This window comes from Aeromicrobium choanae, assembly GCF_900167475.1.
GTDB classification, from domain to species: Bacteria; Actinomycetota; Actinomycetes; order Propionibacteriales; family Nocardioidaceae; genus Aeromicrobium; species Aeromicrobium choanae.
Window position 1 is genome coordinate 1,856,568 of record NZ_LT796768.1, and the last position, 14,540, is coordinate 1,871,107.

The 14,540-nt window shown below is 70.8% G+C and carries 13 protein-coding genes, 1 pseudogene and 1 riboswitch; of the genes and pseudogenes, 12 read left to right on the forward strand and 2 right to left on the reverse strand.

What is annotated here, in order from left to right; genetic code table 11:
• Nucleotides 1-14 precede the first annotated feature (14 nt).
• Together B5D60_RS08935 and B5D60_RS08940 are read right to left on the reverse strand one after the other, a co-directional pair.
• Entirely contained in the window at nt 15-1,205 is a 1,191-nt protein-coding gene (locus B5D60_RS08935; RefSeq protein WP_197684288.1) for an MFS transporter, read from the reverse strand.
• Nucleotides 1,202-1,747, reverse strand: coding sequence for a DUF4916 domain-containing protein (locus B5D60_RS08940; RefSeq protein ID WP_078701360.1), 546 nt, complete (start codon nt 1,745-1,747; stop codon nt 1,202-1,204). The genes B5D60_RS08935 and B5D60_RS08940 overlap by 4 nt, the downstream gene beginning before the upstream one ends.
• A gap of 210 nt (nt 1,748-1,957) precedes the next feature.
• On the opposite strand from B5D60_RS08940, the gene B5D60_RS17055 reads away from it, so the two are divergent.
• From B5D60_RS17055 to B5D60_RS09000, 12 genes and pseudogenes are all read left to right on the forward strand, one after another.
• The gene (locus B5D60_RS17055; protein WP_197684289.1) at nt 1,958-3,994 is read left to right on the forward strand and encodes a DUF6801 domain-containing protein; all 2,037 of its coding nucleotides are present in this window, start codon (nt 1,958-1,960) and stop codon (nt 3,992-3,994) included.
• A gap of 229 nt (nt 3,995-4,223) precedes the next feature.
• Nucleotides 4,224-4,550, forward strand: a pseudogene (locus B5D60_RS17340) (VanZ family protein); the annotation flags it as partial.
• A gap of 124 nt (nt 4,551-4,674) precedes the next feature.
• A riboswitch (TPP riboswitch) is annotated at nt 4,675-4,784 on the forward strand.
• Nucleotides 4,775-5,377 carry an ECF transporter S component gene (locus tag B5D60_RS08955; protein WP_078699828.1) on the forward strand — a complete coding sequence of 201 codons (603 nt, stop codon included), beginning with the start codon at nt 4,775-4,777 and terminating at the stop codon, nt 5,375-5,377. Its footprint overlaps the riboswitch before it by 10 nt.
• Before the next feature lie 4 nt (nt 5,378-5,381).
• The gene (locus B5D60_RS08960; RefSeq protein ID WP_078699829.1) at nt 5,382-6,731 is read left to right on the forward strand and encodes an ABC transporter ATP-binding protein; all 1,350 of its coding nucleotides are present in this window, start codon (nt 5,382-5,384) and stop codon (nt 6,729-6,731) included.
• Nucleotides 6,728-7,402 carry an energy-coupling factor transporter transmembrane component T family protein gene (locus B5D60_RS08965; RefSeq protein ID WP_078699830.1) on the forward strand — a complete coding sequence of 225 codons (675 nt, stop codon included), beginning with the start codon at nt 6,728-6,730 and terminating at the stop codon, nt 7,400-7,402. The genes B5D60_RS08960 and B5D60_RS08965 overlap by 4 nt, the downstream gene beginning before the upstream one ends.
• A 119-nt stretch (nt 7,403-7,521) precedes the next feature.
• Entirely contained in the window at nt 7,522-8,517 is a 996-nt protein-coding gene (locus B5D60_RS08970; RefSeq protein WP_078699831.1) for a DUF6801 domain-containing protein, read from the forward strand.
• Nucleotides 8,518-8,577: 60 nt separating this feature from the next.
• Nucleotides 8,578-9,561 (forward strand): ABC transporter ATP-binding protein, encoded by a 984-nt coding sequence (locus tag B5D60_RS08975; RefSeq protein WP_078699832.1) that lies wholly within the window; start codon nt 8,578-8,580, stop codon nt 9,559-9,561.
• Nucleotides 9,562-9,563: 2 nt separating this feature from the next.
• Nucleotides 9,564-10,337: an MlaE family ABC transporter permease gene (locus tag B5D60_RS08980; RefSeq protein ID WP_078701361.1), complete on the forward strand. Its 774-nt coding sequence runs from the start codon at nt 9,564-9,566 to the stop codon at nt 10,335-10,337.
• Nucleotides 10,338-10,377: 40 nt separating this feature from the next.
• Entirely contained in the window at nt 10,378-11,166 is a 789-nt protein-coding gene (locus tag B5D60_RS08985; protein WP_078701362.1) for an MlaE family ABC transporter permease, read from the forward strand.
• On the forward strand, nt 11,166-12,473 hold the full coding sequence (locus tag B5D60_RS08990) for an MCE family protein (RefSeq protein ID WP_078699833.1): 1,308 nt from the start codon (nt 11,166-11,168) through the stop codon (nt 12,471-12,473). Before B5D60_RS08985 ends, B5D60_RS08990 begins: the two co-directional genes overlap by 1 nt.
• The gene (locus B5D60_RS08995; protein WP_078699834.1) at nt 12,473-13,558 is read left to right on the forward strand and encodes an MCE family protein; all 1,086 of its coding nucleotides are present in this window, start codon (nt 12,473-12,475) and stop codon (nt 13,556-13,558) included. The genes B5D60_RS08990 and B5D60_RS08995 overlap by 1 nt, the downstream gene beginning before the upstream one ends.
• Complete coding sequence (locus tag B5D60_RS09000) at nt 13,549-14,538, forward strand: MCE family protein (RefSeq protein ID WP_078699835.1); 990 nt, start codon at nt 13,549-13,551, stop codon at nt 14,536-14,538. The genes B5D60_RS08995 and B5D60_RS09000 overlap by 10 nt, the downstream gene beginning before the upstream one ends.
• Nucleotides 14,539-14,540 lie beyond the last annotated feature (2 nt).

Sequence of the window (14,540 nt, forward strand, 5' to 3'; positions counted from 1 at the left end):
GCCGTGCCTTGATGTTACCTGCGAGTAGCAACGGGGACGCAGGCGATGGCCGCGAGGGGGAAGACCGCCGCGGCCGCGAACGCCCAGCCGTACCCCGCGTACTGCACGATCGCACCCACCACGGGCGGCACGGCGGCCGACGTGAGGTACTGACCGGTGTTCTGGATCCCGAACGCGCGGCCCGACCAGCGCGACCCCGCGATCTCGGCCACCGCGGTGAAGGCGAGCCCGTTGTCGGCCACCGTGATCATCGTCGCCGCGACCATGACGGCGATCGCCACGGGCGATCCGTCCAGGAGGGCGAGCAGCAGCATCACCGCCGTGGCGGCGACCGCGACCTGCCTCATCGGCCCGAGCCGATCGCCGACGCGGTCGGACCACCAGCCCGCCGCGATGCGACCGCCGGCGCCGAGCACCTGCGAGACCGCGTAGAGGACGCCCGCGGCAGCCGGGCTCCAGCCGTGCCGGTCGATCAGCCACAGCAGCATGAACGTCCACACGACGTACTGCGGGATGACCAGCAGCGCGGAGGCGGCGTGGATCCGGGCGAGTCGGCGGTCCCCTCGATACGGGTTGGCGCCGCCGCTCGGGCCCTCGTCATCGTGGCGGGGCGGGTCCACGACGGTCACGGCGACGAAGACGGTGGCGACGGCCGCGACGACGAGGCACAGCGTGACGATCCACGCGACACCCCGGGACTCCACCGACGCCGGGACGACGAGGGCCGCGAGGCCGACGCCGAGCGGCAGTCCGGTCTGGCGGATGCCCATCGCGAGCCCGCGCCGATGGGCAGGGAACCAGCCGACGACGAGGCGACCGCTGGCGGAGTTGGAACTGGCGGCGGCGACGCCGCAGAGGCCGAAGCCGAGGGCCAGGATGATCGCGTCGTCGGCTCGGGCTCCCGCGAGCGCGACGGCGGAGCCGGCCACCAGGAGCGCGAGGCCGGAGGACAGCGCGATCCGCTCACCGACGCGGTCGACGATCGCTCCCCACGCCACGAGCGTGAGCAGGGTGCCGACCAGGGGCGCGGCGGCGAGCGCACCGCTGGCCACCAGGGAGAGACCCTCCTCGAGGTGCAGGTGGGGGATGAGCAGCAGGGGCGTGCTCACGACGGCGGTCGCGGTGACCTGGGCCACCATCGCCGCGACGAGCATGAGCCAGGGGCTCGGGTGACGGGTCCCGGTCGGGGCCGCGCCGTGGCTCACGCCAGGGCGCCGACGTGCGCCATCGCCTGCTGGAGCAGGACGCCGCGGCCTCCCTCGAGCTCGTCGAGCACGGCGTGGGCGAGGGCCTCGCGCGGGGTCAGCCACGAGAGCTCGAGCGCGTCCTGGCGGGGGTCGCACTCGCCGGTGACGGCCACGACGTAGGCCAGGGCGACGGCGTGCTGGCGCGCGTCGTGCAGCGGCGTCACGCCGGGCAGCGGGAAGTACTCGGCCACCGTGAACGGCACGATGTCGGCCGGCAGCTGCGGGAACGCCGTGGGACCGAGGTCCTTCTCCAGGTTGCGCATCAGCGCGGTGCGGATGGGCTCGCCGTGCAGCACGCGGCCCGAGACGAACGACCGCGCCATGGTGCCCGTCGTGGCGGAGCCGCGCAGCAACAGACCGACCTGCTCCACCTGGCCGAGACTGTCCAGGCGGACCGGGATCGCCTCCACATAGAGGATCGGGACGCGTCCGCGGGTCTCCTCCAGTTCAAACTCGGAGAGCCAGCCGGGGTTCGGGTCAGGGGTGCGCACGGAGGGCATGGGCCCATTGTGGTCGATGGGCGGTCGTCGGCAGCGCACGTCGTTGACGAACACCGGTTGTCACTGCGAGTTACAGCACTTAGGGTGAGGTGGATCACACCGCAGTTCGGCACGCGTCAGATCGTTCGCGCGCCACAACGAGGGGAATGACCTGTGCGCTTCACTTTTCGACCGTCTCGACGCGCGACCGCCGCTGTCGCCGCTCTGGGAGTGGCTGCCGCGGGAGTCGTCGGTGCCGGCTTCCTCAGTCCGGCCGCCGCCGACCAGACGCTGGAGAAGGACTTCCCCTTCAAGTGCGAGGTCATCGCCGGCGGTCTGAACCTCGGCATCCAGGACATCGGCGTCAAGGCCACGACCGTGGTCCCGGACTCGGTGACGCCGGGCGAGACCATCCCCTCCACCGGCGTCAGCATCACGCTCACCATGCCGGAGCTCCTGCGCCAGTCCACGGCCCTGCTGCTCGGCGGGCGTGAGGCCGCCGGCGCGTCCACCGACTCCGCGGTGACCCTCACCTCGGGCGGCCAGACGATGACCGTCGCGATCCCCGAGCTGGGTTCGGCCCGCACGCCGATCCCGCAGGTGGCGAACGAGCCGTGGCTCATCCCGGCCACCGGCACCGTCCCGCCCATCACGGTCCCGGACTACGCCACCGACACGGTGGTCGTGGGCATGCCCCAGACCTTCAACATCACCGCCACCATCTACAAGGCCGACAACTCCACGATCCCGTCGACGCTGTCGTGCACCGGTCCGGCGGACCTGGCCCTGGGCTCGATCGCCGTGACGGAGCCGACGACCGAGCCGACCACGGAGCCCACGTCCGAGCCGACGACCGAGCCGACGACCGAGCCGACCGCGGAGCCGACGACCGAGCCGACGACCGAGCCGACGACCGAGCCGACGACGGAGCCGACGACCGAGCCGACGACCGAGCCGACGACGGAGCCGACGACCGAGCCGACGACCGAGCCCACGTCCGAGCCGACCACGGAGCCGACCACGGAGCCGACCTCGGAGCCGACGACCGAGCCGACGACGGAGCCCACGTCCGAGCCGACCACGGAGCCGACAACCGAGCCGACCACGGAGCCCACGACCGAGCCGACCGCGGAGCCGACCACGGAGCCGACGACCGAGCCGACGACCGAGCCGACCGACCCGCCGCCGGGCGAGGACGTGGACCTGTCGAAGAGCTTTGACTACACCTGTGACGTGACCGCGGGAGGGCTCAACCTGGGCTCCCACGTGATCGGCGTGCTCGCCGAGACCACGATCCCGTCCCGGGTCCAGGTGGGAGACGTCATCTCCGAGCGTGGGGTGAGCATCACGCTCACCATGCCCGAGCTGCTGCGCCAGTCGACCGCGATGCTGCTGCAGGGCCGCGAGGCGGAGGGCGGCTCGACCGACTCGTCGATCACCCTGACGACGGGTGGACAGACGCAGACGGTCTCGATCGCCGACCTGAAGGCGGCGCGCACGCCCATCCCCCAGGTGGTGGACCAGCCGTGGCTGATTCCCGCGACCGGCACGGTGCCGCAGATCACCGTGCCCGAGTACGCCGACGTGTCGGTGAAGCTGGGCATGCCGCAGGCCTTCACGATCGACGCGACGATCCACAAGGCGGACAGCTCGACGGTTCCGTCGCACCTGACGTGCGCGGGTCCGAGCGATCTGAGCCTCGGGTCGATCCCCGTCGGCGACGCACCGGTCGAGGAGCCCACCACGGCACCGACGACCGAGCCGACGACGACGCCCACGACGCAGCCCACGACGCAGCCGACCGGCGAGCCGACGACCGCGCCCACCACCAACCCGGGTGAGGACCCCACCGGCGACGAGGTCGAGCTGCTCAGCTCAGACGCGCTGTCGCCCGGTGACACGATCACGTTCGCCTTCGGGCCGGAATGGATCGGCAAGGAGCTGGCCTTCGAGCTGCACTCCGATCCGATCGCGATGGGCACGCGGGTCGTGAGCACCTCGGGCGAGGCCTCGGTGCGCATCCCGACGAACGCGCCGCTGGGCTCGCACACGGTGAAGGTGCTCAGCCGCGGTGTCGTCATCGCCGAGGTCCCGGTGGAGATCGTCGCCGCCGACGCGAGCGGCGACACGACCGACGACGACTGGGTCAGCGACGACTACCTGGCCGCCACCGGTGGCCCGGGGCTCGGTGTCGCAGTCCTCGGCGGGGCGCTGGTCGTGGTTGGTGCAGCGGTGATGCTGCAACGTCGCCGCACGCGTCGCGACTGAGTGCCGCCGGGGGAGCGGAGGTGGGTCTCTGCGGACCCGCCTCCGCCCTTGGCGTGCCCGGGGTTGAGAGGATCCTCCGGTGCCGCCCGACGAGATCCCGACGCTCCCCGTGCTGGTCCCGGCGACGATCGCCGCGATCGCCGCATCGCTCGGGTGGCTGCACCGTCGTGATCGCCTCACGGGGCTGCGTGCCGCGGTCGGCGTGGTCGGATGCGTCTACGGCGCCGCCGTGCTGGCGCACGTGCTCCTGCCGTTTCCCGTCGCCACGGGCGAGCCGCGGCCGTGGCGCGTCCTGGTCCACCTCACGCCGTTCGTCGACGTCGTGGACGACCCGGCCGGGATGCTCCTGAACATCCTGCTCTTCGTGCCCCTCGGAATGCTCCTCCCGTTCGTGACCCGAGTCCGGACCGTGCGTCGGGCGGCGGTCGTGGGCCTGCTGGTCAGCCTGGCCATCGAGGCGGTGCAGCTCGCCGGAGTGCTCGTGGTGGGCACGGGCCGGATCGCCGATGTCGACGACCTCGTCGGCAACACCTTGGGCACCGCGATCGGCTGGACCGCCTGCGTGGTGCTGATGCAGGTCCCGATGCTGGCCCGGCTCGTCGCTCGGGCCTCTTGGGCGGAGGACGGCATCGCCTCGGGACCGCCCCGGTGCCGGTCCCGGCACGGGAGGCTAGGCTGGCGGTACACGACAGGGGAGCGCCATGCAGAGGGCGCTGAGAGTGCGGAACAGCCGCAGACCCTTGAACCTGCTCCGGTTAGCACCGGCGAAGGGAGTCAGCTATGAATTCTGCTGTCACATCCACGTCCACCTCCATCTTCAGGTATCGCACGATCGACCTCGTGACGATCGCGATGCTCGGCGTCGCGTTCGGCGTCGTCTTCTGGGGGTGGGGGAAGTTCTACGACGTCGTCGACCTCGGTGCCGCCGTGGGCTTCAAGCCCGCGGCCGCCCTGCTCGGCGGCATGTGGCTCATCGCCGGCGTCGTCGGTGGCCTGATCGTCCGCAAGCCCGGTGCTGCGTTCGCCACCGAGTTCATCGCCGCGCTGACGTCGATGCTCGTCCTGGGCGGCACCTCCTGGGGCAGCACGGTGCTGCTCTCCGGCGTCGTGCAGGGCCTCGGTGCGGAGCTGGTCTTCGCGCTGTTCCTCTACCGCCGGTTCGACCTCCTGACAGCCACGCTCGGCGGTGCCGTCTCGGGTCTGCTCGAGGCCTTCTACGAGTGGAAGTACTACTTCCCTGACTGGGACCTGCAGTGGCGCCTCGTCCACCTGGGCTTCCTGGTGACGTCGGGCGTCGTCATCGCGGGCTTCGGCGGCTGGCTGCTCGTGCGGTCGCTGGCGAAGGCAGGTGCGCTCGACTCGTTCGGCTCCGGGAGGCCGTGAACGCGTGACGATCGCGTTCCGCGACTTCTCGTGGACACCGCTCCACGGGAGTCGCCGCACGCTCGACGGGCTCGACCTGCGGGTCGAGCGCGGCGAGCGGGTCCTCCTCGTCGGGCCGAGTGGCAGCGGCAAGTCGACGGCACTGCACGCCGTCGCCGGTGCCCTCGGCTCGACGCTGGTGGGCGAGGCCTCCGGTTCGGTCGAGGTCGACGGACGCATCGGCATGGTCACGCAGAACCCCTCGTCCTCGATCGTCGCCGACCGGGTCGGCCGCGACGTCGCGTTCGGACCCGAGAACCTCGGGCTCCCGCGCCACGAGATCTGGCGGCGGGTCGACGCGGCGCTCGAGGCCGTCGGCCTTCCCTACGAGCGTGACCGGTTCACCAGCGCCCTCTCGGGCGGCGAGCGACACCGCCTCGCCCTCGCCGGAGCACTCGCGACGGACCCCGACCTGCTGCTGCTGGACGAGCCCACGTCGATGCTGGACCCGGCGCTGGTGGAGGTCGTGCGCGACGCCGTCCTGGCGGTCGTCGGCGACCGCTCGCTCGTCGTGGTGGAGCACCGGTTCGAGCCGTGGCTCGAGCACGTCGACCGGGTCGTCGTGCTCGACCGCGGGCGCCTCGTCTTCGACGGGACCGTCGGACGCTTCCTGACCGCCTCGGTGCCCGACGCCCTGTGGATGCCGGGTCGCCCGGCGCCCGCCCCGGTGGAGCTCCCAGCGAGTCTCCTCGCGCCGGCGCAGACGGTCCGCGTCCGCGCGAGCGACCTCGTCGTCGACCAGGTCACGCGCGGCCTGAGGGGCTCTGAGCGCACCCGAGCGGTCTCCCACCTGAGCCTGGAGCTGGAGCCCGGCACGTTGACCGCCCTGCTCGGCCCGAGCGGGGCCGGCAAGTCCACCGCACTGCTGGCGCTGGGCGGGCTCATCGCTCCCGTGTCCGGTGCCGTGGAGGCGCCGTCCAGCCTGGGCTGGTGCCCCCAGGACCCCGAGCTGGGGTTCGTCGCGACCTCCGTCCGCGGGGAGCTGGAGGCCACGCCGCACGCCCTCGGGCGCACCGTGGACGTCGAGGCGCTGCTCGAGGCGGTGGGCCTGCCGGGTCGGGGTGACGACCATCCCTACCGGCTGTCGGGTGGCGAGCAGCGCCGGCTGGCGCTCGCGGCGTCGGTGGCCCACCGGCCCGGCCTGCTGCTGGCCGACGAGCCCACGGTGGGACAGGACCGCGACGCGTGGGCGCTCGTCGCCGGCTGGCTGTCGTCGGCCGCGCGTCACGGCGTCACGGTCGCGGTCGCCACCCACGACGCGGACCTGCCACGCGACCGCGAGGTCCTGCTGCAGGCCGGGGAGGTCGTGGGATGACCGGACTCCTCACGCGCCTCAACCCGCTGGTGCTCATCGGTATCGGGGTGGCGGCCGCGCTCGGCTCGCCGGCGATCCGCACGCTGCCCGTCGCGCTGCTGGCGGTGGCCCTGTGGGTCGTCGCGGCGGTGCTCACCGTGCCGTCGTGGCGGTACCCCGCGTTCTGCCTCCTGCTCGTGCTGATCCCGATGGCGAGCGTCGCCTGGTCCACGTGGCTGCTCGGCGGTCACGAACTCGAGGTCGCCGTGGTCGCCGGCCTCCGCACGTTCGTGCTGGCGTGGCCCGGAGCCGTGGCGGTCGGCTACGTCGACGTGGCGCGGTTGGGCGACTACCTGGCCCAGAGTCTGAAGGTCCCGGGCCGGTTCGCGGCGGCGCTGTCGGCCGCTCTCCAGCGTGTGGCGGGTTCGTGGCGCACGTGGCACGACCTCGAACGCACGCGGCGGGCACGCGGTCTGAAGGTGCGGCCGTGGTCGATGGCGTTCGCGCTGCTCGTCCACACGATCCGCGACGCGACGCGCACCTCGATCGCGATGGACGCCCGCGGCTTCGCGACGGCCCAGCGGCGCACGTGGGCCGAGCCAGCCGACTGGATCCGGGCCGACGTGGCGGTGCTCTTCGGAGCCGTGGTCCTGGCCCTCGTCCCGGCCGCGATCAGCCTCATGAGTCACTAGCGCACCCGGCCACAGGAGTGGCTTGCGTCACAGTGCAACTTCAGGTTACAGTCGCTGACATTGTCCGGGGAGACGGGCTGGAAATGTCACGGACAGTGGTCCTGGAGCGAGGAGATTCGATGCGTCAGAGCGCAGCAGCAACACGACGAGGACTGCGCCTCGCGGCCGCCACGGCCCTGGTCGTCGCGGGTGTCACCCACCTCGCTCCGACCGCCGTCGCCGCGCCCGCCGGCATCGAGCGGGTGGGCTACGAGTGCCAGGCCACCAACCCGATCATCAACTCCACGCTCGAGGGTCACTACCAGTTCTACGTGACCGCCCAGACCGACCTGCCCGAGCGGGTTGAGGCGGGCGCCTCCGTGCCGGCCACCGACACCACGCTGAGCCTCACGCTCGCGCGGGACCTCGTCGATCATCTCTACACGAAGATGCAGGTCCGTCGGGTCAGGGGCACGTCCCGGTCCGACGTCGTGCTCCAGGCGGTCGCTCCGGGCGGTGAGGTCCTCGAGACCCGCAACGAGAAGGTCAGCGGCCTGCAAGCCGACTGGGTGCCGATCGCGACGGGCGCCGAGATCACGATTCCCGCCAGCGGAACGGTCGCGGCCGTCGACGTGCCCGACGCGGCCGCCGGCAACGGGCTGATCTACGTCCAGATGCCCAAGACGTTCTACCTCGACTCGGTCATGGACCCGCCGGTGCTCGGCTCGGTCTCCGACGCCGAGCTCGAGTGCGTGCGCCAGTCCGACGATGCGGCGGCCCGGGTCATCGGCACGATCGCCATCGGCGACGGCTGCTCGGAGACGGAGTGCCCGCTCCCGGCTGCAACCGGCGGCGGGGGCAACGGGGGTGGCGACGGCGGAACCGGAGCCGGAGACGGCACCGACCCCGAGGTCATCGACCCGGTCGACGCCGACGACCCGAGCGACGTCGACAGCGAGTACGCCTTCGACGATGACGGCGACGGCACCGACGACGGCACCGTCGCCGCAGCCTCTGCCGAGACCACCGAGCTGCCGGCCACGGGCTCCTCCTTCGGACCTGCACTCGCGGTGCTGTTGGCCGCACTCGTGGCACTGCGTCTCGGTCTGGCCGTGAGGTTGCGGCGCCACCACTGACCGGACCAGTTCCTCCAGGTACCCGCTCCGCGGGTTCCGTCCCCCTGTGAAGGAGCCCTGATGGGTGTCGAAGTTCGCGTCGAAGGGCTGACCAAGGCCTTCGGCAGCCAGACGATCTGGCGCGACGTCTCGCTGACGCTGCCTGCGGGCCAGATCAGCGTCATGCTCGGCCCCTCGGGCACCGGCAAGTCGGTGTTCCTCAAGGCGCTGATCGGTCTGATCAAGCCCGACGCGGGCCACATCTTCATCGAGGGCACCGACATCGCCACCTGCAGCGAGCGCGACCTCTACGAGATCCGCAAGCTCTTCGGCGTGCTCTTCCAGGACGGTGCGATGTTCGGATCGATGACGCTGTTCGACAACGTCGCCTTCCCCCTGCGCGAGCACACCCGCAAGAACGAGTCCGAGATCCGCGACATCGTCATGGAGAAGATGACGATGGTCGGCCTGGTCGGCGCCGAGATGAAACTGCCGGGCGAGATCTCCGGCGGCATGCGCAAGCGCGCGGGCCTCGCCCGTGCGCTGGTGCTCGAGCCCGAGATCATCTTGTTCGACGAGCCGGACTCGGGCCTGGATCCGGTCCGCACCGCGTTCATCAACCAGCTCATGGTCGACCTGAACGCCCAGACCGAGGCCACCTTCCTCATCGTCACCCACGACATCAACACGGCCCGCACCGTGCCGGACAACATCGGCCTGCTCTACCACCGGCACCTGTCGATGTTCGGCCCGCGCGAGATGCTGCTCTCCAGCGAGGAGCCCGCCGTCCGCCAGTTCCTCAACGCCCAGACGGTCGGGCCGATCGGCATGAGCGAGGAGAAGGACGCCGACGAGCTCGCGGCCGAGGACCACAGCACCCTGCCGCCGCTGCCGCCGATCCCGCTCCAGCTGTTCCCGTCCACCGGCCAGCGCCGCGCCACCCAGCCCGAGCCGGGCGCGTGGTGTGCGGCCAACGGCGTCGTTCCCCCGCCGGGCTCGTTCGAGGGCGATGGCTCGGGCTTCATGGCGCCGTCCCCGCAAGCCCTTTCCGGCGGTGCCCGGTGAGCATCGGTTCGAGGGCCACAGCCCCGCTCGCCACCGCCGGCAAGCTCTTCGCCTTCGGCACCGACGTGCTGCTGGCCGTGTTCCGCGGGCCGTTCCAGCTGCGCGAGTTCATCCAGCAGGCCTGGTTCATCGCGTCGGTCACGATCATCCCCATCGCGTTGGTCGCCATCCCGTTCGGTGCCGTCGTGGCGCTCCAGACCGGCAGCCTCGTGCAGCAGTTCGGCGCCCAGTCGTTCGTCGGCTCCGCCGCGGTGCTGGCGGTGCTGCGCGAGGCGGCGCCCATCGCCACCGCGCTGCTCGTGGCCGGTGCCGGCGGCTCGGCGATCGCGGCCGACCTCGGCGCCCGCAAGATCCGCGAGGAGCTCGACGCGATGATGGTGCTGGGCATCGACCCCATCCAGCGTCTCGTCGTGCCGCGCGTGCTCGCCTGCATGCTCGTCGCGGTCTTCCTCAACGGCTTGGTCAGCGTGGTGGGCGTGCTCGGCGGCTACATCTTCAACGTGATGATGCAGGGCGGCACCCCGGGCGCCTACCTGGCCTCGTTCACCGCGCTCGCGCAGACGCCCGACCTCTACCAGGGCATGGCCAAGGCGCTCGTGTTCGGCCTCATCGCCGCGATCGTCTCCACCTACATGGGGATGCATGCCGACGGCGGCCCGCAGGGTGTGGGCCAGGCGGTCATGGAGTCGGTCGTCATCACGTTCCTGCTGCTGTTCCTGGCCAACTTCGTCATGAGCGCCCTGTACTTCCAGCTCGTCCCGGCGAAGGCGCTCTGACGTGTCCCAGGTGAAGACCGCCGTGCGGCGCCCGCTCGGGATGCTGGACGACCTCGGCCTCCAGCTCGCGTTCTACATCCGGACGATCGCCTGGATGCCCCGCGTCGTGGTGCGGTACCCGCGCGAGATCCTGCGGCTGCTCTCCGAGGTCACCTTCGGTCGCGGCTCGCTCGCGGTGATCGGCGGCACCGTCGGGGTCATCTTCACGATGTCGTTCTTCACCGGCGTCGAGGTCGGCATGCAGGGCCACAGCGCCCTCGAGCAGCTCGGCACCAGCGCGTTCGCGGGCTTCTTCTCGGCCTACTTCAACACCCGCGAGATCGCGCCGCTCGTCGCGGGCATCGCCCTCGCGGCCACGGTCGGCTGCGGGTTCACGGCGCAGCTCGGCGCCATGCGGATCTCCGAGGAGGTCGACGCGCTCGAGGTGATGGCGATCCCGTCGCTGCCCTACCTCGTCACCACGCGCGTGATCGCCGGCATGGTCGCCATCATCCCGCTGTACATGGTGGGTCTGATGTCGTCGTATCTCGCCACACGGCTGACGATCACCGCGATCTACGGGCAGAGCTCTGGCACCTACGACCACTACTTCGACCTCTTCCTGCCACCGGAGGACGTGCTCTGGTCGTTCTTCAAGGTGCTCGTGTTCGCCGTCCTGGTGATCCTCATCCACTGCTACTACGGCTACTACGCCAGCGGCGGCCCCGTGGGCGTCGGCGTCGCGGTGGGCCGCGCGGTGCGCACCTCGATCGTCGTCATCAACGTGGCCGACCTCATGATGTCGATGGCCATCTGGGGCACCACCACGACCGTCAGGCTGGCCGGCTGATGGCGCGCGTCTCCACCCTCGATCGTCCGCTCGTCGTCCGCGGCCTGGGCGTCGTGATGGTCGCGCTCATCGCGTTCTCGGTGTTCCTGACCTATGCGATGTTCACGAAGCTGTTCTCCAACGACATCCCGGTGTCGATCCGCAGCAACGGGGTGGGACTGCAGCTGAACCCCAATGCCGACGTGAAGCTGCGCGGCGTCATCGTGGGCCGGGTCGACGAGATCACCTCCGAGCAGGGGCAGGCGGTGATCCACCTGCGCCTCGACGCCGACCAGCGCGAGGTCATTCCCGCCGACGTCCAGGCGTTCGTCGTCCCCAAGACGCTGTTCGGCGAGAAGTTCGTCGACCTGCAGCCCGTCGCGCAGTCGAGCGGCACGCCGATCCGCGCCGGTGACGAGATCGTCCAGGCAGCTCTCCCGTCCGAGGTCGAGACGCTGCTGGCCGATCTCGACCCGCTGCTGACGGCACTGAATCCCGAGGACCTGTCGTTCGTGCTGACCGCGCTGTCCGACGCGCTGTCCGGCGAGGGCGAGAAGGTCGGCCGCACGCTGGAGACGCTGTCGGCCTACCTGCAGAAGATCACGCCGCTGGCGCCGAAGTTCGTCGAGGACGTCACGCTGCTCGGCGACACCGCGAAGGCCTACGCCGACGTGATGCCCGAGATCGGCACCACGCTGCGGAACGCCGTGGTCACCGGCAACACCCTGACCGCCCGCCGCGCCCAGCTGCAGACGCTGTTCGTCGAGACCGCCGCCTTCGCGACGTCGGCCGAGAGGCTGGCCGAGCGGTCGGGCGACGACTTCATCACGCTGTCGCGCGACGCCCAGCCCACGCTCGACCTCCTGGCGCAGTACTCGCCCACGCTGCAGTGCGCGCTGAAGGGCATCGACCGGCTCAAGCCCGCCATCGACGGCGCGTTCCGCAACCACCGCGCCAACGCCACGATCGAGTTCGCGCCGCGATCGTCCCGCGACTACGACGGTGGCGACGCCTTCCGACTGCCCACCTCGGGCGGCGGGAGCGCGGGCCCGAGCTGCGCCACGCTGCCCAGGACCGCCTACACCGCCAAGCGCCCCGCGCCGGGCATGAGCGACGCCCTGCTCGAGGAGTTCGGCATCTCCGGCGACCTCGGCAAGCGCTCTCCGCTCGTGTCGCCCACGGTGGCCAGCCCGGCCGGCAGCGAGGTCGAGGCCGAGCAGATCGACGCGATCGTCGGCACGGCCCTGGGCATCGATCCAAGTGACGTCCCCGACGTGGCCCAGCCGCTGTTCGGCCCGGTCCTGCGCGGTGCGGAGGTGACGCTCTGATGGCCCGCACCGGAATGGACCGCCAGACCGCCACGGCGTTCGTGAAGCTGATGACCTTCCTGGTCGTCACCGGCGTGATGACCGCGATGCTCGTGGCCGTCATCGGCAACAAGTCGTTCGAGCGCACGGCCACGTACAAGGCCGTGTTCTCCGACGTGACCAGCCTCGTGAAGGGCGATGACGTGCGCATCGCCGGCGTGCGTGTCGGGAACGTCTCGGACGTGCGGGTCCACTCAGGCTCGACGGCCGAGGTCACCTTCAGCGTCGACTCCGATGTCACCCTGACGCAGTCCACTCAGGTGGCGCTGCGCTACCGCAACATGATCGGCCAGCGGTACCTCTCCCTCAGCGAGGGCACCGCAGGTGCCCCCGGGCGGCTGGAGGAGGGCGAGACGATCGGGCTCGACCGCACGACGCCCGCCCTCGATCTGACCGACCTCTTCGGCGGCTTCAAGCCGCTCTTCGAGGCGCTCTCGCCCGAGGACACGAACCAGCTGGCCTACGAGCTGATCCAGGTGTTCCAAGGCGAGAGCGGCACGGTGGAGTCGCTGCTCTCGCACACCGCCTCGCTGACCACGACCCTCGCCGACCGCGACGAGCTGATCGGCTCGGTCATCGAGAACCTCACCGTGGTGCTGACCTCGTTCAACGAGCGTGACACCGAGCTGTCGTCGGCGATCTCCACGCTGCAGCAGCTCATCTCCGGTCTCAAGGACGACCGCGAGGTGCTCACCGGCTCGCTCGACGACATCTCGGTCCTCACGGGCGAGACGGCGGGCCTGCTCGACGACATCGGTCCCGCGGTCACCGCCGACATCAAGGAGCTGCGCAAGCTCACCTCGCAGATCGGCACCCAGAAGGCCCGCCGCGACCTCGATCGCACGCTGCAGATCCTGCCGATCAAGATCGACAGGATCGGGCGCACCGGCCAGTACGGCTCGTTCTTCAACTTCTTCGTCTGCGACATCGGCGTCAACGGAAAGGTCCCCTCCTTGAACGGCGTCCCCGGCTGGGAGAAGACCCGAACCTTCAAGACCACCAAGCGCGTCACCGTGACGGGATCGGGGGTGAACCGATGCCGCTGAGGGACATGAAGCCGGTCCGCGAGCGCAACCCGGTGATCGTCGGTGCCATCGCCCTGGGGCTGATCGCGGCCATGCTGTTCGGTGCCAGCCAGGCCGCCAACCTGCCGGTCGTCGGCGGCGGTGCGAAGTACGCCGCCGAGTTCACCGAGGTCGGCGGGCTCAAGAAGGGTGACGACGTCCGGCTCGCCGGAGTCCGCGTCGGCGAGGTCGCCGACCTGGAGCTCAACGGTGACAAGGTCCGGGTGATCTTCCGGGTCAAGTCCGACCGGGACCGTCTCGGCACGCAGACCGGCGCCTCGATCAGGATCAAGTCGCTGCTCGGCACGATGTACGTCAGCCTCGAGCCCGACGGCTCGGGCACGCTCGCGAAGGGCGCCGTCATCCCGGCGTCGCGCACGAAGGCGCCGTACGACATCGTCCAGGCGTTCTCGGGCCTGACCGAGACCACCCAGCAGGTCGACCAGGACCAGCTGGCCCAGGCGCTCGAGACGGTCAACGACGTCGCGGCGAAGACACCCGAGGAGTTCCGCAGCGCGGTCACGGGCGTCACGGCCCTGTCCAACAGCCTGGCCAAGCGCGACCAGGAGCTCGAGACGCTGCTCAAGAACGTCGACGGGATCTCCGCGGTCCTGGCCGACCGGAACACCGAGTTCATCAAGCTCTTCGAGGACGGATCGGTCCTGTTCGACGCGCTCACCCAGCGCCGCGAGGCCATCCACGCGGTCCTGGTCAACGTCACGCGGATGTCCCAGGAGATCGAGACCCTCGTCACGGACACCCGCGCCGACCTCAAGCCCGCGCTCACCCGGCTCGCCGGGGTGGTGTCGGTGCTGCGCAAGAACGAGGCCAACATCGACGCGGCGATCGACCAGCTGCCGGCCTACTACTCGATGGTCGCCAACAACGGGTCGAGCGGGCCCTGGCTCGACTCGTACATCTACAACCTGCTGAGCATCCTCGGCGTGCCGGGAGGACTGTGAGC